At 39.0% G+C, this 18,189-nt stretch carries 17 protein-coding genes; 7 read left to right on the plus strand and 10 right to left on the minus strand.

Annotated elements, in window-relative coordinates; genetic code table 11:
- Window positions 1–199: 199 nt before the first annotated feature.
- The 3 genes from FHG08_RS16520 to FHG08_RS16530 all read right to left on the minus strand — a co-directional run bounded on the left by FHG08_RS16520 (window position 200) and on the right by FHG08_RS16530 (window position 3,135).
- Window positions 200–709, minus strand: a complete 510-nt coding sequence (locus tag FHG08_RS16520; RefSeq protein ID WP_178957115.1) for an RNA methyltransferase — start codon at window positions 707–709, stop codon at window positions 200–202.
- Entirely contained in the window at window positions 709–1,221 is a 513-nt protein-coding gene (locus FHG08_RS16525; protein WP_138606494.1) for a YcgN family cysteine cluster protein, read from the minus strand. Before FHG08_RS16525 ends, FHG08_RS16520 begins: the two co-directional genes overlap by 1 nt.
- A gap of 96 nt (window positions 1,222–1,317) precedes the next feature.
- The gene (locus FHG08_RS16530; protein ID WP_178957116.1) at window positions 1,318–3,135 is read right to left on the minus strand and encodes a DUF885 family protein; all 1,818 of its coding nucleotides are present in this window, start codon (window positions 3,133–3,135) and stop codon (window positions 1,318–1,320) included.
- Window positions 3,136–3,288: 153 nt separating this feature from the next.
- Between FHG08_RS16530 and FHG08_RS16535 the strand changes: the two genes are divergently transcribed.
- Together FHG08_RS16535 and FHG08_RS16540 are read left to right on the plus strand one after the other, a co-directional pair.
- Window positions 3,289–4,560 carry an amidohydrolase family protein gene (locus FHG08_RS16535; RefSeq protein ID WP_178957117.1) on the plus strand — a complete coding sequence of 424 codons (1,272 nt, stop codon included), beginning with the start codon at window positions 3,289–3,291 and terminating at the stop codon, window positions 4,558–4,560.
- A 290-nt stretch (window positions 4,561–4,850) separates the two neighbouring features.
- A complete protein-coding gene (locus FHG08_RS16540) occupies window positions 4,851–7,271 on the plus strand; it encodes a TonB-dependent siderophore receptor (RefSeq protein ID WP_178957118.1) in 2,421 nt (806 codons plus the stop codon).
- A 70-nt stretch (window positions 7,272–7,341) separates the two neighbouring features.
- Here FHG08_RS16540 and adhP read toward each other — a convergent pair whose 3' ends face one another.
- Window positions 7,342–8,352 carry an alcohol dehydrogenase AdhP gene (adhP, locus tag FHG08_RS16545; protein WP_054201589.1) on the minus strand — a complete coding sequence of 337 codons (1,011 nt, stop codon included), beginning with the start codon at window positions 8,350–8,352 and terminating at the stop codon, window positions 7,342–7,344.
- A gap of 216 nt (window positions 8,353–8,568) precedes the next feature.
- Here adhP and FHG08_RS16550 point away from each other — a divergent pair, with 216 nt between their 5' ends.
- Entirely contained in the window at window positions 8,569–9,117 is a 549-nt protein-coding gene (locus FHG08_RS16550) for a GbsR/MarR family transcriptional regulator (RefSeq protein ID WP_010388849.1), read from the plus strand.
- A 57-nt stretch (window positions 9,118–9,174) separates the two neighbouring features.
- On the opposite strand, the gene FHG08_RS16555 is transcribed toward FHG08_RS16550, so the two are convergent.
- Window positions 9,175–10,191 carry a lytic transglycosylase domain-containing protein gene (locus FHG08_RS16555; RefSeq protein ID WP_178957119.1) on the minus strand — a complete coding sequence of 339 codons (1,017 nt, stop codon included), beginning with the start codon at window positions 10,189–10,191 and terminating at the stop codon, window positions 9,175–9,177.
- Window positions 10,184–10,465, minus strand: coding sequence for a YcgL domain-containing protein (locus tag FHG08_RS16560; RefSeq protein ID WP_178957120.1), 282 nt, complete (start codon window positions 10,463–10,465; stop codon window positions 10,184–10,186). Before FHG08_RS16560 ends, FHG08_RS16555 begins: the two co-directional genes overlap by 8 nt.
- 156 nt (window positions 10,466–10,621) lie before the next feature.
- Between FHG08_RS16560 and minC the strand changes: the two genes are divergently transcribed.
- The 3 genes from minC to minE are packed head-to-tail and all read left to right on the plus strand — an operon-like array spanning window position 10,622 to window position 12,406.
- Entirely contained in the window at window positions 10,622–11,326 is a 705-nt protein-coding gene (gene minC / locus FHG08_RS16565; protein ID WP_138606506.1) for a septum site-determining protein MinC, read from the plus strand.
- Between the two features lie 5 nt (window positions 11,327–11,331).
- Complete coding sequence (gene minD / locus FHG08_RS16570; RefSeq protein WP_138606508.1) at window positions 11,332–12,141, plus strand: septum site-determining protein MinD; 810 nt, start codon at window positions 11,332–11,334, stop codon at window positions 12,139–12,141.
- A gap of 1 nt (window position 12,142) precedes the next feature.
- Window positions 12,143–12,406: a cell division topological specificity factor MinE gene (minE, locus tag FHG08_RS16575; RefSeq protein ID WP_008111532.1), complete on the plus strand. Its 264-nt coding sequence runs from the start codon at window positions 12,143–12,145 to the stop codon at window positions 12,404–12,406.
- Window positions 12,407–12,465: 59 nt separating this feature from the next.
- On the opposite strand, the gene rnd is transcribed toward minE, so the two are convergent.
- The 3 genes from rnd to FHG08_RS16590 form a co-directional block, all read right to left on the minus strand.
- The gene (rnd, locus tag FHG08_RS16580) at window positions 12,466–13,596 is read right to left on the minus strand and encodes a ribonuclease D (protein WP_178957121.1); all 1,131 of its coding nucleotides are present in this window, start codon (window positions 13,594–13,596) and stop codon (window positions 12,466–12,468) included.
- A 50-nt stretch (window positions 13,597–13,646) separates the two neighbouring features.
- Window positions 13,647–15,299, minus strand: coding sequence for a long-chain-fatty-acid--CoA ligase FadD (gene fadD, locus FHG08_RS16585; protein ID WP_138606512.1), 1,653 nt, complete (start codon window positions 15,297–15,299; stop codon window positions 13,647–13,649).
- Window positions 15,300–15,413: 114 nt separating this feature from the next.
- Window positions 15,414–16,265: an alpha/beta hydrolase gene (locus FHG08_RS16590; protein WP_178957122.1), complete on the minus strand. Its 852-nt coding sequence runs from the start codon at window positions 16,263–16,265 to the stop codon at window positions 15,414–15,416.
- Between the two features lie 186 nt (window positions 16,266–16,451).
- On the opposite strand from FHG08_RS16590, the gene FHG08_RS16595 reads away from it, so the two are divergent.
- Complete coding sequence (locus tag FHG08_RS16595) at window positions 16,452–17,741, plus strand: alkaline phosphatase (protein WP_138606516.1); 1,290 nt, start codon at window positions 16,452–16,454, stop codon at window positions 17,739–17,741.
- Window positions 17,742–17,855: 114 nt separating this feature from the next.
- Here the strand turns inward: FHG08_RS16595 and FHG08_RS16600 are convergent, their stop codons facing one another.
- Complete coding sequence (locus FHG08_RS16600) at window positions 17,856–18,185, minus strand: hypothetical protein (RefSeq protein WP_138606518.1); 330 nt, start codon at window positions 18,183–18,185, stop codon at window positions 17,856–17,858.
- Window positions 18,186–18,189: the final 4 nt, after the last annotated feature.

The raw sequence follows: 18,189 nt of genomic DNA on the forward strand, positions 1-18,189 counted from the left end.
AGCTGGGATTGATTAAATTTTAAAAAATAATGATAAAGTATTATTTTGATGTACAGAAAAATATCTATAAGATGATTTTTTAATAGCGACGGTCTAACTAGTCGCAAAGAAAGACTCTATGCAACTTGCCTTTTAGAAAAGTAAAAAGATTAAAATTTGAATTTAATAATGACGTTACACTGAGTAATTATTATTTAAATCACTTTTTCCATTTCATTTTATTATTGGTATCGCGTGATGAAATAATGGTTTCATCACTGCTTTGAATCCCGCCCAATTTAGAGAGTCGGTCATAAAGAACAACATTACAGGTTGCCGCTAAATTCATACAGCCGATAGTAGGAATATACACCACTTCGTCGCACCATTTTAAAACATCTTTGGGCACAGAGCCGTCTTCTGGACCAAATACATAAAATGCGTTCTCAGGGTGAGTAAATTCGGGCAAAGGAGTGGCGCCTTCAATTAACTCAATTACCACTACTTTTGCATCTTTTGGCTTGACTGATGCTAAATCGTCAGTGGCGGTTAATGGAATGCGTTGCACCACATTTTTCGTATCCGTATGAAATTTTTGTGCATTTAAATAACGGTTGCCGGTAAAAAAAACCTGCTTGGCGTCATAACAACCTGCTGCGCGTAATACACCACCCACATTGGTTGGGCTTTTAGGGTTTATTAAACCAATACTTGCTTGTAACTTACTCACTAGTTGCAATCCTTGGTTGGCCACTCGGCAATATACAAGTCAAAATCGTCTAATTTTACATCACAATCTTTTACTGTTTTATCTTTGACTGAAATGTTTAGCTCATGCATTTTAGTTTTATCGCCGTTATTAAGTAACGGGTGCCACGTTGCTAAACCGCGCCCTTCATGAAGACGGCGGTAGCTACAGCTTTGTGGCATGAAAAAGATGTCTTTTAGGTTTTCTTTAGTGAGTTTAACACACGAAGGGACTAATGTTTGGCGGTTTTCGTATTCACTACAGCCACAGGTATTGTTATCAAGGTATTGACAAACAATGTTGGTAAATATTAGTTGCTCGCCTTCTCTTAGCTGATCGGTAGCAGTAAAGTCATCTTCGTCTTCACTGTCAATAAAGGTGTTTAAACAACACTTTCCACATCCATCACAAATGGCTTCCCATTCTTGCTGGTTCATTTCATTCAGGCTTTTACTAAGCCAAAATTGGGTATTTGCTAATTGTTGATCAAACATGGTGTTCTCGCCCCTTTTAAGAGCGCGCATTCTAACGTATTGCAGCAAAGCGCGCAAAGCCAATCCCTAATATCTGCATGGCTTCGCGCGATTTTATTACTGCTGAGATTTAACCCAACGTTTAATTTTTTTCTCCAGAATAGGCATAGGTAGTGCACCATCAATCAATATTTGCGTATGAAACGCTTTAATGTCAAATTGCTCACCTAATTGCTGGTGGGCGTAATTTCTGAGCTCTTTAATTTTAAACTCACCCAATTTGTACGATAGTGCTTGGCCTGGCCATGCAATATAGCGCTCAACTTCAGCAATAACATCACTTTTTGCCATTGAAGAATTTGCTAGCATGTAATCAATGCCTTGTTGACGTGTCCAACCTTTGGCATGAAATCCTGTATCAAGCACTAATCGCATCGCTCTTAGCTGCTCATCGCTAAGACGCCCGTACCACATATACGGGTCGGTAAATAAGCCCAATTCTTTGCCTAAGCTTTCTGCATATAATGCCCAGCCTTCAGCAAACACGGTATAGCCGCCAAATTTACGAAAATCGGGCAAGCTTTGCACCTCTTGTTGCAGCGCTATTTGAAAGTGATGACCAGGAGCGGCTTCATGAATAGACAGTGTTTCGAGTAAAAACTTAGGCTGCGCTTTTAAGTTGTATGTATTGATGTAAAATATGCCTGGGCGCGAACCATCAGGAGCGGGTCCTGCATACGACGCTCCCGCAGCTGATTGGGCTCGATACGCTTCAACCGCTTTGACAACATAAGGTGCTTTAGGCTCAATATTAAATAACTTTGGTAAGCGAGCGTCTATTTTTAATTTTATCTTTTCATAGGCAGCAATTAACTCATCGGCCGTTTTGTAATAAAACTCATCGGAGTCACGTAAGTGGTTAAAAAAGGCTGATAATTCTCCTTCAAATTCGACGGTGTTTTTCACCGTTTTCATCTCACTTAAGATTCTTGCCACTTCACTTAAACCAATCTCATGAATTTCATCCGCTGATAAACTTAACGTAGTATTTTTCTTTATTTGGTATTCGTACCACGCTTTACCATTGGGTAAATCAGCATAACCAACAGAATCGCGGGCATAAGGAATATAATCGTTAAGTAAGAAATCGCTCATTCGCTGATATGCAGGCACTAATTTATCTAAGATCAGTGTTTTATACTGCGATTTTAGCTGTTGCTTTTCATCAGCTGAAAAAGAGTCGGGCATGGCTTTAATGGGCGAATAAAAGAGAGAATCTTCTGCGCTTGTAACAACATGCGCTTTAAATTGCGGGAGTAATTTTTTTGCTAATGGCATAGGCAGTACCACATCGTATTTAACGCCTTGCGCCATTGATTGTTCAACACTTGCAAGCCATTTAACGAAACCATCTGCACGCTTGATAAAATTTTCGTAGTCGGCAACAGTATTAAAAGGCTGAGCACTTTGTCCTGAACCAAATCCAGCGAAGGTATTATGCGCACCCGACATTTGATTTATCGGTAACAAATAATTTTTATATTGCATCCCCTCAAGCTTGAGGGCTAAATCTCGGGATAACACTTCAAAATTCAGTAGCGCTTGACCGGTCAGTTGTGATTCATCAATCAGGGATAAGCGTTGTTGATATTTTTTGTAGAAAGCGGCTTTCTTATCGCGATTAAGCTGCGATATTTCAGGCAAAAATTGATCATCAAATTCATGGCGGCCATTATAAGTAGCGCTTAATGGATTAAAAGCTAATGATTCATCGTAGTACTGAGCAACGAGCACATCTAATTGCTGCTCGGCTGATAATTCGCTTATTACAGGTGCAACTGACTGATTTGTGTTTAATTGTGAGCTGGTGCTCATACAACCACTTAAGGCAAACATAACGCTACTGGCAACCAGAGCTATTTTAATAACTTTCATAAATTCCCTTGTTAGTTTTTACCCGCCAATTATGCGGTTTTAAATAACTTAAATAAAGCAATTACGGTCAATGCTATTCGTCGCTACATTATTTACTCAATAGCGCATGGTTGCTACATTCAAGTGAATGAAAATAATTATAATGACTTAAACATGAAAAAACATTTATTGACTCTATCAATCGCATTAATGAGCTTAACCAGTGCAAGTACACTAGCCACAACCTATATATCGGCCAAAGCTTTGCTAGATGTTGAAACAGGCGAACTTAAGGCTAATCCTTTGATTGCCATAGATAAAGGTGTTATTAGCCAAATCCAATTTAATAAAAAGCCCAAGCTTAGCAGTAATGATGAACTGATAAACCTACCAACGCTTACCCTGTTACCTGGGTTAATGGACATGCACGTACATTTAACCAGCGATCCTACCGTCTCTCGAAGTGAACGTTTAGGGCAATCTGTTCCGCGAATGGCCATTAAAGCCAGCTATTTTGCTAAGCAAACCTTAGAAGCTGGATTTACTACAGTAAGGAACTTAGGTGCTGAGGGCTACAGTGTTATTGCGGTGCGAGATGGTGTGAATGCAGGTGATATTATCGGCCCACGTATCTGGGCTGCAGGGCCTTCTTTGAGCATTACTGGTGGGCACTGCGATAATAATCGCTTACCTCCAGAGATGAAATATACTGCCACCGGCGTTGCTGATGGCCCATGGGCAGTACGTATTAAAGTGCGTGAAAATATAAAATATGGCGCTAATGCAATCAAACTATGCGCCACAGGTGGGGTATTTTCTAAAGGAACAAAAGTCGGCATACAGCAATACGCCTTTGAAGAAATGAAAGCCATTGTTGATGAAGCGCACATGCGTGAATTACCTGTTGCCGCTCACGCACACGGCACTAACGGTATTAAAACGGCGATTAGAGCCGGTGTAGATAGTGTTGAGCACGCTAGCTTTCTAGATGATGAAGCGATTGCGCTTGCAAAAGAGCATGGTACTTGGTTATCGATGGATATTTATAATACAGAGTATACGCTGAGCTTTGGTGAGCAAAATGGTGTTGATGAAGAAAACCTAAATAAGGAACGTCTGGTATCAAAAAAACAACGTGATAGTTTTAAACGCGCTGTTAAAGCTGGGGTAAACATGGTATTTGGTACCGACGCAGCAATATACCCACATGGTGATAATGCTAAACAGTTTTCCCGTATGGTTGAATTTGGCATGAGTGAATTACAAGCAATTCAAGCGGCGACCATTAATAGTGCTAGATTATTAAAAGCTGATAAACAACTAGGGCAAATTAAAACTGGTTTTGCAGCTGATATCATAGCGGTAGATACTAATCCATTAAAAAACATTTCTACACTAGAGCAGATCCCGTTTGTTATGAAGGCGGGTGTGGTTTACAAACAGTAAGCCCAAACGTTTCTATAAGGTTGAGCACCGCTCAACCTTAAAATTTTTTGCAAATGTAGCTAAGCTGCTCGTTTAGCCATCAAAATTTTATTAAAAAATCTTTCTGCTAAACCAACTAACTACTGCAATCCCCCTTTGAAATTTTCAAATATGATTACTTTTAAATCACATTGAATAACAATCAAGCAAACGTACCTATTGAAGTAAAAAAAATTGAACTTTTTATTTAAATTTAAAATGATAACCATTATCATTCGCGCAAATTAACAAATGCGAATGGTTATCAGTTTATGAAAAGGTTTCAATACTCTCTCCTCACTCTAGCGTGTTTAAACGCAAATTTAGCAATGGCTAACGAGTCACAAGTTAATTCAGATATTGAACGAATTAGCGTTTACGAGCAACAAAACCGAGTAGTGATGAATTCTGGTTTAGCGACTAAATCAGACATGTCACTAATGGAAACCCCAGCACCCGTGGTTATTGTTGATAAAGCACTGATTGAATCACAAGGTATTGATAGTCTTCAGGACGTGATCCGCAATGTGAGTGGCCTAACTCAAGCGGGTAATAACTATGGCATTGGTGACAATTTAGTTATTCGTGGTTTGGGTGCTAATTACACTTATGATGGCATGTATGGCGGCGCAGGCTTGGGCAATACATTTAACCCTACTCGGTCTTTAACCAATGTTGAATCTATTGAAGTGTTAAAGGGTCCCGCTACTGGCTTGTATGGTATGGGTAGTGCCGGTGGTGTGATCAACCTCATTGAGAAAAAACCACAGTTTAACGAGCAACATACGCTAGAAATGGATATCGGTCAGTGGGATAGTTATTCGCTTGCACTCGATAGCACCAATGCAATAACCGACGATTTAGCTTATCGGGTAATGGCAAAAACCGCCTCTAGCGATGGCTTTCGTGATTTAAAAGAGCAGCGCGATGAAATTTACTCGTCTTTAAAATATGTGCTTAATGACCAACAATCTTTTGTATTGTCTGGGGCATATATTAAAGACGCTATTGCAGTGGATTCTATTGGCCACCCTATTCGTATTTTTAACAGTGAATCGGTTAACGGTTTAACTGCTGGAGAAGTATCAGGCGCCGATTTAGTTAATGACCCTACAGCAAGTGGGTTACAATTGAGTGAAGCACAACGAAATGAATTAGCTAACTCTTTGGCAAGCAATGATGGTTTAACACCCTTTAACTTTGGCACTAATGGCATAATATCACCGATGGCAAAGGATAACGAAGGTGAAGAGCTGCGTTTTAAATTAGCGCATAATTATTACATTAGTGATGATTTATTTTTAAATCAACAGCTACAGTATCGCAATTACACCTCAAGTTTTGCTCGTCAAACAGGTGCTTATAATTATGTTTATTGGAACCGACGCGGTGTAATTAACCAAGATCCACGCGCACCGTTAGTTGTAGATAATGTATTACATCCTTTTGCTGCAAGACGCCAAGAATATCGCCAAGTAGAAGCGGATGAAAAATCTTGGCAATACTTCTTAGATTTACGTTATGACTTTATGCTTGGTAATATAGAAAACGAACTACTAGTTAATGCCAACTATGAAGACCGTGATATTCGTTTTAAACAGTACTCTATTTATGATGCTGATAAGGTCATTAAAAACAATGACGGTGAAGTGATTTACCAAGGCGCACTGCCATATATTTTTGATATACGTCAACCAAATTGGCCTACAGGTGAATTTGCTGACTATGATCCGCTTAAAACCAGTGATTACAATAAAAAAGTACAAGCATGGGGCGTAGGCCTGCAGCATGTTGCTTATATTAACGACAAGATCACTACTCGTATTGGTGTTGCTCATAATCGCATAAAACAAAGTTATGAGCATTTTGGGGTAGACCCACGTTATAGCCAAAGCCGCGCAAATCCAACGCCTGAAGCAAACACATCAGACAGTGGTTTAACGTATAACTTAGGTGCTACTTATCAAGTAAACGCTGATATGGCTTTGTTTTTAAATCACTCGAAAGGACGCACAGCTTACAGTGTTCTTGGCTCTGTTGCTGGTAATGAAGCCGATAGAGACGATTCAGAATCAGTGAGTAACGATTTAGGCTTTCGTTTTAAAGCATTTGATGATCAATTACTAGCTTCGATTGTAGTATTTGAAAGTGCGCGCACTAATTTAGAATACGCCAATCCACTTTATGAAGCCGGCGTGTCAGCACCTAACGTAGTAGAGAGCTTTTTTGATGGCGAAGAACAGACAAAAGGTGTAGAGATTGATTTAAATGCCTATTTGAACGATCAATGGAAAGTTAATATTAACGGTGTTTATCAAGACGCCCGCGATAAAACTAATCCAAACAGCTCAAGCTTTGATACCCGCCAAAAAGGGGTGCCTTATGTAACAGCTAGTTCATGGGTTACTTACTCAGCAGCGCTGTTTGAATTACCACACGCAGTTGATCTAAGCGCAGGCTTAACATTCGTTGATAAACGCAGTACTAACTCAAGTTCATTCGGTATTGATAATGGTTACGTACCCGCTTATACCGTATATGATGCTGCAGTTAGCTATAAAGCTGATAACTGGCAGATGCAGTTAAACATTAATAACCTGTTTAATAAAAACTATTATTCTAAAGCCATGTTTTTAGGCGGAATGCCAGGTGAAGAACGTAATGCAAAGCTAAGCTTTAGTTACACACTTTAATAGTTTAATAATTTTAAAAGCACGGAGTTTCAATTGAAATACCGTGCTTTTTTCATGTAAAAACTTAATATTAAATCGTAACAACTATGCGGCCGTTTATTTCGCCTTTAAGCATGTCATCAAAAATTTCATTAATATCTTCAAGTTTTTTCTCTTCAATGATAGCTTTTACTTTGCCTTGCGCAGCAAATTCAAGACATTCTTGCAGGTCTTTGCGCGTACCTACAATAGAGCCAACCACTGAAACACCATTTAATACGGTGTCAAAAATTGGCAATGGCATATCTTCAGGCGGTAAACCAACCAATACACATTTTCCCCCTCGGCGAACACTTTTATATGCTTGTTCAAACCCAGGTTTTGATACTGCCGTACAAACAACAGCATGCGCGCCACCTACTTGCTCAAAAATGGCCTCACTGGGCACCACCTCTTTAAAATCAAGCGTAATATCAGCACCCAACTCTTTAGCTAGCGCCATTTTCTCTTTACCAGTATCTACCGCAATAACATTAAAGCCCATTGCTTTTGCATATTGCACTGCTAAGTGCCCTAAACCACCCACACCGACAATAGCAACCCATTGACCTGGTTTAGCGCCAGATACTTTTAAAGCTTTATACGTTGTTACGCCCGCACAAAATAAGGGGGCAGCTTCAGCAAAACCTAAACCTTCCGGTATTTTGATGATGTAGTCACCATGAGCTAAACAGTATTCTGCATACCCACCGTCAATAGAGTAACCCGTATTATGTTGCGATAAACACAAGGTTTCGCGCCCATCTAAACAAAACTCACAATGGCCACATGCGCTGTATAACCATGGTACGCCTACTCTATCGCCCACTTCTAAGTGCTTAATATTACTTCCTAGTTTTTCTATTACACCAACACCTTCGTGCCCAGGTACTAATGGCATTTTTGGTTTTACCGGCCAATCGCCATGACATGCGTGTAAATCAGTGTGGCACACACCACAAGCGGCTATTTTTACTAGGACATCGTTAGGACCTACTTCTGGGATAGGCAAATCGGTGATCGCTAACTTGCCTTTATATTCTGTATTTATTGCTGCTTTCATAGTCATTCCATCGTTTATAAAAAATTTTGTTATTCAACAAGGTCGTTAAATAACAATGTCATGTTGCATATCCGCAACATACCTCACTATAAATGCTTAGATATTAATCTATATCAATCATTAGTCGTAAAACGTGGCTTTTTATCCCAGCTTAAGTCTTGCCATACCTAACCAGCGTGCTAGCATAGATTTCATTTATTTTTGAAACTTGTAACAATGACATTATCAGAAAAAAACTTTGCCTTTGTAATGCATTGTGGTGAGATGGGCAGCCGCTGGGGATTTAATCGCACCATTGGACAAATGTGCGGTTTATTGATTATCACTAAAGACCCGATGACGGCAAATCAAATCGCTGATGCGCTAAGTATCTCTCGCGGTAACGTGAGTATGGGGATCAAAGAATTACAATCTTGGCAACTGATCAAAGTAATGCATATCCCAGGAGATAGAAAAGAGTACTATGCCCCTGCAGGCGATATTTGGGATATGGCAAATCGCGTATTCGAAGAGCGCAAAAAACGTGAAGTTGAGCCGACACTAAGTTTACTGCGGGATAACTTACTAGACGAAGCAAGTAACGACGATGAAATCTACGCTCAAAAACAAATGGGCGAAATCCATAACTTACTTGAAACAGTAACTAAATGGTCGTCAGAATTACAACGTTTAACTCCTGAGCAGCTTAATAAGCTAATGAAACTAGGTTCAGGGATTGGCAAAGTCATTGACCTAAAAGATAAAATATTTAAAAAAGAAATTTAGTCGATAGGTCACTCACAAAAAAGCCGCAATTTGCGGCTTTTTAGTTATTTGCTTTATTTAAATTTTTGGATAAGCAATTCTATCTGACAAATAGCCCACGCTGGTTGCAAAATAATATGACCGATTCCAGTGCATAAATACCTTGTAGTTGTCGTATGCTAAATACATGCGCCCATTTTCATCATCAGGCATCACTAGTGCAGCATCCACAGCAACATTTGGTAAATCGCTGCCATCAGCACGACGAACCCCTAATGCTTGCCAATCAGCGAGTGAGCGCTCTGAATTGTTCCAATATTCAAGCCATTGCTTACGTGTTTTAGTACCGCGCTTTAAAATATACTGCTGATCAAAATCAGCAGGTAATTGAACTTGGCGACCCCAGGTTAAGTTGTCATTCCAACCCTCTTGCTTTAAGTAATTAGCAATAGAGGCAAACGCATCTTCTTTGGTTGTCCAAATATCTTTACGGCCATCGTTGTTGTAATCTACAGCATAGGCATTAAATGAGGTTGGCATAAATTGAGTTTGCCCCATTGCACCTGCCCATGAGCCTTTAAATTTATCAAGCGTAATATGACCCGACTTTAATATGTCCAGTGCTGCCCATAATTGGCGCTTGTATAATGCTTCACGGCGCCCATCAAAAGCCAGTGTTACCAACGATGAAATCACGTTGTGGCCACCTTGAATGGCACCAAAATTACTCTCTAAGCCCCAAATAGCTACAATAAAGCGTGCTTGGACGCCAAAGTCTTTTGCGACCTTCTCTAAAACGTCTTGGTTTTCTTTGTACAACTTACGCGCGCGATCAATTTTCCATTGAGGCACTCGTTTTGGTAAATATGTTTCCAGTGTTTCTTTTACTTCAGGCTGATTTTTATCTGCTGAAATCACTTTTTCTTTGTAAGAAGCAGTGGCAAATGCTTGCTCAAGTAACTGAGTATCGTAACCTTTCGCTATTGCCTCTTGCTTTAAATTAGTAAGGTATTGTTGAAACTCAGCTTGGGTTTTTGCCATCACAGATGAGCTTAAACAGATACCACACAATACAACTGCTAATTTTTTAATCACTATCTACTCCGTTTTGTTTTCTTAATTCACTCAGCAAGTTTTCTTCTGGTGGCGGAATTTGTAAATAATAGCCTTGGTCGCTGAGCGACTGTTTTAAAGTGTCTAAATCCGCTACGCCTAGTTGAGTTCGCTTAGCTAAGTTAATGATCATCACGTACTGAGGTTGACCAAACATGGCCATTAAAGGTTCCGGAACTTTACTAAAATCGTCTCTTTTTTCAATAAATAAGAAAGTATCTGCTTTTTTCTTACTTTTATATACCGCAGTTAGCATTATGGCCCTATAAAATCTTGCTTAACAGTGCTACACACTATAACATGGCAATAATAATAAGTTATAAAAATTAGAGTGAAAACTACAATAAACGCCTTGTTCAGCCTAGGTTTATATAAAAATTTCACACTAACAAGACAATCCAGTTGAGCATCTATGTCGGACCAAATTTTTGAGCTAAAAGGCAACCTTTTTACGTTATCAGTTTTACATCTTTATAGTACTGATATCCCCCTTTTAGCAGAACAACTGTATATAAAAATAGCCCAAGCCCCAAAATTCTTTGAGGGTGCCCCCATTGTCGTGAATTTAATTGAAGTAAAAAATAATCCTATTGATTTTGTTCACTTAAAATCACTTATTGAACGTATGAGCTTTAATGCGGTGGGTGTATGTAATGGTTCTGATGAGCAGCACAAACAAGCGAAAGCTGCTGGCTTATCTGTTTTAAACTATTCACAAGACGTTAAGAGTGAACCTCCAAGAGTAGAGCCTAATACGTCAGTGGTTGAAAAAACCGTGTATTTACCAGCACAAATTATTAATGGTGCAGTTCGCTCAGGGCAACAGGTTTACGCCAAAGACCGTGACTTAGTGGTATTAGGCGCAGTAAGCCATGGTGCAGAAGTAATTGCAGATGGCAATGTACATATATATGGAACCCTACGCGGCCGTGCAATCGCCGGTGCGAAAGGGCTAGAAAACGCATACATTTTTTGTAATAAATTAGAAGCAGAACTCGTTTCAATCAATGGTAATTACTGGATCAGTGACTCACTGCAAGGTGAACACTGGGGTAACGCAGTTCAAATACAACAAAAAAATGAATCTTTAGAAATTTCAGCTTTGGTTAAAGGATAAATCTCATGGCAAAAATAATTGTCGTTACCTCGGGTAAAGGGGGTGTTGGTAAAACAACATCAAGCGCAGCAATTGGTACAGGCTTGGCATTGAAAGGCTATAAGACTGTTATCATTGATTTTGATATCGGCCTGCGGAATTTAGACCTTATTATGGGTTGTGAACGTCGCGTAGTGTATGACTTTGTCAATGTAATCAATGGTGAAGCCAACCTTAACCAAGCACTTATAAAAGATAAGCGTGTAGAGAAGTTATTCTTACTTCCTGCATCGCAAACACGCGATAAAGATGCACTCACACGTGATGGCGTTGAACGTGTTCTCAATGAGTTAAAAGAAGACTTTGACTACATCGTGTGTGATTCTCCGGCAGGTATAGAAGCCGGTGCTATGATGGCCATGTACTTCGCTGATGAAGCGATTGTAACTACCAACCCAGAAGTTTCGTCAGTAAGAGACTCAGATCGTATACTAGGAATTTTACACAGTAAATCTAAACGTGCTGAAGAAGGTTTGGAAAACATTAAAGAGCATTTGCTAATAACACGCTATAATCCAGATCGTGTATCAAAAGGTGAAATGCTATCTGTTGAAGATATCCAGGACATTCTAGCTATCGACTTACTAGGTGTCATTCCTGAATCTCAAGCAGTACTTAGTGCATCTAACTCAGGACAACCCGTTATTCTTGATGGCGAATCAGACGCAGGTCAAGCCTATGCTGATGCGATCAGTCGTTTATTAGGCGAGACGGTTGAATTTAGATTTTTAGATGTAGAGAAAAAGGGTTTATTCAAACGGATATTTGGAGGTTAATGTGTCTTTACTTGACTACTTCCGCTCAGAAAAGAAAAACAGTGCGTCATTAGCAAAAGAGCGATTGCAGATCATAGTCGCGCACGAACGTTCTCAGCGTGGTACACCTGATTACTTGCCGCAGTTAAAGCAAGATATATTAGATGTCATTCGCAAGTACGTGAATGTAGGCGCCGATGCAGTTCAAGTTCAGTTTGATCAAAATGAAGATGATTTAGCCGTACTCGAACTCAATGTCACACTACCTGACGAAGAAAAGAAATAATGATAAAGGGCGCTAAGCGCCCTTTATCATCTGTTTTTAACTCGTCTTGTAAACTTTATTTAATTATCCCACTCTTTGAGTGCACCTTTAAGATATTCATAGCGCCAAGAATTGAGTAAATCTGGTTTTATCTGCTGTGATTTTTGTTCATCTGTTAGCTTCCAGTTCCAACTTATAAGTTGATTCACTTGCTTTTTAGAGGCCATTACATCTTCTGGTATGTTGTGCTCTTTTGCAACCTTACTAATGTTTTGTTTGATCTCTTTCGCTACTTTTTTGTATGTAGGAAAATCAATTAAACGCTTTAGTACTTTTGGGTGCTGTTCAGGTGGGATAGCTTTAGCTTGCTCAATACACTTCAAAATTTCAACCCCTGAACGATTCACTTCAATAGGCTCAACACCCGGAATTTGTCTAAGCGCATTTAAGCTCGATGGGCCTCGCTTAGCGATTTCAGTCATGTTGTGCTCTTTAAGAACAAAATTAAGCGCAAGATTTTTACGAATTGCTTTATCTCTTCGCCACACGGCTAATTCTTTAAGTACAGCTAATTCATGCGGCTTAAGCTGCCATGCATTTTTAATCTCTTTATAAAGCAGTTCATCTGGTGTTTGAAAAGCACGCTTGTTTGCCACTAATTCACTTTCGTTAATAACAATATCAAATAAATCGGCCGCTTTAATGCTGTCTATAATTAACTCAAAACAAGGCAGTAAGTGAAACGTATCGGCCGCAGCGTATTCAAGTTGTTTTTGAGTGAGAGGACGTTGTAACCAATTGGTACGCGATTCACTTTTATCAATTTCAATATTCAACAAGGTTTTTACCATTAAGGCAAACCCCATACAGTTACCCTCCCCTAATAGCTGAAGTGCAAACTGAGTATCAAACAATGGATAAGGAACGAAACCTGCGTATTTTTGAAAAACTTCAATATCTTCTGAAGGAGAATGAAGTACTTTTAACACGTTTGGATCTTTAAGTATCTGCCAAAAATCAAACAAGGAAAGCTCTGCAAGCGGGTCGATGAGTGCTAAATGCTCGCCATCATAAACTTGAATTAGTGCAACTTCGGGATACAAAGTACGGCGGCGCATAAACTCGGTATCAATAGCAAGAATGGGTTTGTTTTTTATTTGTTCTACAAACGTATTTAGCTCATTTTGGGTTTGGATCAATTGGTAGTGCACTGAGTCTCCTACAATAAAAAAGCCGACTAATGTCGGCTTTTTTATAGTTGCTAATCTTTTAAGGCTCTTCTGAGAATTTTACCCACGTTAGTTTTAGGTAACTCATCCTTAAACTCAACGAGTTTAGGAACCTTATAATTAGTTAAATTATCACGACAATGTTTTATTATATCTTTTTCAGTTAAAGAAGGGTCTTTTTTCACAACAAAAACTTTAACTTGTTCACCACTAATGTCATGAGGAATACCAATTGCGGCAACTTCTAATACACCTTCGTGCATCGCAACCACTTCTTCAATCTCATTTGGGAATACATTAAAGCCTGACACAATGATCATGTCTTTTTTACGGTCAACAATATAGAAGAAGCCTTCATCATCGTATGTCGCAATATCACCGGTAGCAAACCAGCCATCTTTTAAACATTCAGAGGTTGCGTCAGGACGGTTATAATAACCAAGCATTACTTGTGGGCCTTTAACCCATAACTCGCCCGGTTCACCTTTAGCCGCTTCTTCACCGCTATCAAGCATTAGCTTGATATCGGTACTTGGCGCTGGTAAGCCAATAGAGCCATTATAAGACTCTAAATCATATGGGCTAATTGTAACTAATGGCGAACACTCTGTCAGACCATAGCCTTCCATTAATTTGCTGTTAGTGACCTTCTGCCATTTTTCGGCAACTGGACGTTGAACGGCCATACCGCCACCCAGTGACATTTTAAGGTTACTAAAATCAAGTTCAGAGAAACCTGGAGTATTTAATAAGCCATTAAACAGAGTATTTACACCTGTAATAGCTGTAAATTTATGCTGACTAAGCTCTTTTACAAATCCTGGCATATCACGTGGATTAGTAATTAAAACATTTAAGCCACCGTATTTCATAAATGCTAAACAGTTCGCTGTTAATGCAAATATATGATAAAGCGGAAGCGCAGTAATAACTACTTCACTACCACGGTCAAGCACTTTGTCTAAACAACCAGATACTTGCTCAAGATTACCTACCATATTGCCATGACTTAACATAGCGCCTTTTGATACACCGGTAGTTCCACCGGTGTACTGCAAGAACGCTAAGTCACTAAGGTTTACATCTGGACGTTTGTAACCAGTTGGATCTGCTTTTAACAAATCACAAAAGTTAATCGTGTTAGGTAATGTGTAGCTTGGCACCATTTTTTTGAAATGCTTAACGACAAAATTAACTAAATGCTTTTTAAGACCACCCATCATGTCACCGACTTGGGTAACCACAATATGTTTCACGTCGGTGTTGGGCAGCGCTTTTTCAAGAGTGACAGCAAAGTTAGCAAGTATAAAAATGGCTGATGTTTCAGAATCTTTTAACTGATGCTCTAACTCTCGTACGGTGTAAAGCGGGTTAACATTAACTACAACACATCCTGCACGCAAAATACCTAAAATAGCAATAGGGGTTTGCAACAAATTAGGCATCATCACAGCGACTTTATCGCCTTTTTTTAATCCTAAATCGTTTTGGATATAGGCGGCAACGCGTTTTGTTGCAGCATCTATTTCGTTGTAAGACAATGTTTTACCCATATTAGTAAATGCAGGTAAATCTTTGTATTCATTAAAACTTTTTTCAAACACTTCGAGTAACGAGTTGTAGTGCTCAGGATCGATTGTTTCAGGCATACCTTCTGGGTAGCGCTTAAGCCAGATTTTTTCCACTCTTAGCCCCTGTTATAATTATATTTTTATTAACCTTAATCTAAGTAAGGCACTTTCACAATTGAGCAAATACTCTAATCTAGAGATAATCCCACATTTATCGGTAATATACAATTAACATGCACTACTTTGCAGCATAAATACGTGAATGTGTTCAAAACATAGCCCACTACTTTGCATATGGCAATGATGTCCACCAGGCACTTCTAATACTCTCAAGTTATTGTAATAATTACTATACTTATCTAAGTTTTGTTTTACAAATGGATAACCTTGATCACCTAAAATTAATTGACATGGTGCAATTAATTCTTTTATTGCACCAATACATTGCGCTTCATCAAATCGAAAACCTGAGTGATTTTTAAGCTTAGGATCAGTCGTTAACTCAAACCCACTGTGCATTTGTTTTATATTTCTGTCCATCAGCAAAGCGATTAATTTATCATTTAAATCAGTTGTTTTTGCACGCGCTTGATAAATTTGCTCTTTTGAAGTGTATATCCTTGATTTTTTAATCGTTAACCGTGCCCGGTTAAGTATGGCATTTCTTAGCTGTGAAGCGACTTCATTTGCTTGTGTGGTAACGCAGCCTATTCCTTCAATAAAAGAAACGGATTTAACATACTCGTTAAAACAACTCGCAAATAAACCCGCGACCATCGCCCCCATCGAATGCCCGACCAAGTGTACCTTTTTTAATTTAAGCGCTGTGATTAAGGCATAAACATCATCCACATAATCAATAAAGTAGTAATGTGCCTGAGGGCTTCGCCAAGATGATAGTCCATGCCCTGCAAAATCAATACAATACCATGTTTGATTTGACGGTACGTCAGTTAGCATAGGTACAAAGCTAGCACTGTTATCTAACCAACCGTGAAGCGCAATAACAACCTCTTCACCGTCTCCAAATTTAAGGCCATGTATATCTAAGTCGTTAGCTTTGACAGAAAATGGTTGCAATGCAAACCTCTACTTTTTATTTGGTTATAGCAATAACATACAAGAGTTAATACACAAATAATAGAACCGAGCTAGAAGAGTACACACTTAAATTGCGAGATTTCATAACATATTCATTTATTTATCTGGTCATCAGTATACAATAATAGTCGCTATTAAAATAAGTACACTTAAAGGGTACACACAATGAAAAAACAGTTCGGCTTATTAGCGCTTTTATGTACAACAACAGGAGCATTTGCTCAAACAGCGCCTAAAAATGTTATTTATATGATTGGTGATGGCATGGGTCCCGCTTTCACAACCGCTTATCGATACTACAAAGATGACCCAACAACAAAAGAAATAGAAACCACCGTTTTTGATACCATATTAAAAGGCATGGCGCACACGTATCCAGATGACCATACCTATGTTACAGACAGCGCAGCAGGTGCAACTGCACTTAGCAGCGGCCATAAAAGTTATAATGGCGCTATTGCCGTCGATACAGCTAAAAAGCCTGTTAAAACCATGCTAGAAATTGCAAAAGAGCAAGGAATGACAACAGCGTTAGTAGCTACCTCACAAATAAACCATGCAACACCAGCAAGTTTTGCCGCACATAATGAATCAAGAAGAAACTACGATGATATTGCCAATGACTACATTGACAATAAAATTGCAGGTAAATTACCGGTAGATTTAATGTTAGGCGGTGGTACTGAGTACTTTATTCGTGATGACAGAAACTTAGTAGACGAATTTAAACAAGCTGGTTATCAATATGGCGATGATATTCAGAACCTTGGTCAAATCACTCAAGTGCCTGCTATAGGTTTATATGCACCTAAAGGCTTACCGTTTGCTCTTGATGAAAACCCAACAAGATTAAAGCAGTTAACTTCTAAAGCGTTTGATTTGCTTGATGGGCAAAATGATAAAGGCTTTTTTGTGATGATTGAAGGCAGCCAAATTGACTGGTGTGGTCACGCAAATGATATTGCCTGTGCAATGGCTGAAATGGATGATTTTGCTAAATCAATCGAAACGGCTAAAGCCTATGTAGATAAGAACCCAGACACTATTTTGGTGATCACGGCAGACCACTCAACAGGTGGTTTAACTATTGGTGCACATGGCCAATATAAATGGGAAACAGATGTCATCAAAGGTGTTAAAGCCACTGCGGGTACATTGACCAATTTGTTAATGGAGTCAGATAACCTTAAAAAGGTATGGCAGGAAAATACGAGCATTGAGTTTACAGCTGAAAACGAAATTAAGCTTAAACAAGCCAAAGCTATGGGTGAGAAAACCCTAAACTTAGCCGTTAAAAGCATCATTAATGATTTAAGCTTTACAGGTTGGACAACGGGCGGTCACACAGCGTCTGATGTACAAGTATTTGCTTATGGCAAAAATAGCGATGACTTTGTTGGCTCTCAAAATAATACCGATATAGCTAAAAAATTGATTGGTTACATAGAACAATAATCTCAGTAATGAAATTAAAAAAGCCCGAATGATTCATTCGGGCTTTTTATTTGCTTATTTTCATTTTATACCAATTCTCTTATTTAAGTGATCTATTTTGAGGATTGGTATTAGCTAAGCGTATATATCAACACCAATTAAATTTTGAACTTCAGCTCTTCGCTCTAAATTAGCAAACTCAGTATAAGTCGAAATCGCTTTACTTACTTGGGCTGAGGGTTGATCGTAAATAGTTTGGCTGTATTGGTTGTCTTTGCTGTTCGCTTTTGTAAACTCTTTTGCAAGTTCAAGCCCTTCAGGGCTGCTTTTGACATAATCGGTATTAGTTTTTTGTGGTTTGGCTTGCTCTAGTACTCGTTCAGGCTGCACCGGAACTACCGAAGTAGAACGCACATTACCAGGTATATCACCAGTGAAAAAACCAGAACTTATAGGTAGCGACACAGCG

Source organism: Pseudoalteromonas sp. Scap03 (assembly GCF_013393115.1).
GTDB lineage: Bacteria > Pseudomonadota > Gammaproteobacteria > Enterobacterales > Alteromonadaceae > Pseudoalteromonas.

Excerpts from the sequence above, each read along its gene's own strand:
- FHG08_RS16525 (WP_138606494.1), bottom strand. The coding sequence starts at position 1,221 with ATGTTTGATCAACAATTAGCAAATACCCAATTTTGGCTTAGTAAAAGC.
- FHG08_RS16530 (WP_178957116.1), bottom strand. The coding sequence starts at position 3,135 with ATGAAAGTTATTAAAATAGCTCTGGTTGCCAGTAGCGTTATGTTTGCC.
- FHG08_RS16535 (WP_178957117.1), top strand. The coding sequence starts at position 3,289 with ATGAAAAAACATTTATTGACTCTATCAATCGCATTAATGAGCTTAACC.
- FHG08_RS16540 (WP_178957118.1), top strand. The coding sequence starts at position 4,851 with ATGAAAAGGTTTCAATACTCTCTCCTCACTCTAGCGTGTTTAAACGCA.
- adhP (WP_054201589.1), bottom strand. The coding sequence starts at position 8,352 with ATGAAAGCAGCAATAAATACAGAATATAAAGGCAAGTTAGCGATCACC.
- FHG08_RS16550 (WP_010388849.1), top strand. The coding sequence starts at position 8,569 with ATGACATTATCAGAAAAAAACTTTGCCTTTGTAATGCATTGTGGTGAG.
- FHG08_RS16560 (WP_178957120.1), bottom strand. The coding sequence starts at position 10,465 with ATGCTAACTGCGGTATATAAAAGTAAGAAAAAAGCAGATACTTTCTTA.
- minC (WP_138606506.1), top strand. The coding sequence starts at position 10,622 with ATGTCGGACCAAATTTTTGAGCTAAAAGGCAACCTTTTTACGTTATCA.
- minD (WP_138606508.1), top strand. The coding sequence starts at position 11,332 with ATGGCAAAAATAATTGTCGTTACCTCGGGTAAAGGGGGTGTTGGTAAA.
- FHG08_RS16595 (WP_138606516.1), top strand. The coding sequence starts at position 16,452 with ATGAAAAAACAGTTCGGCTTATTAGCGCTTTTATGTACAACAACAGGA.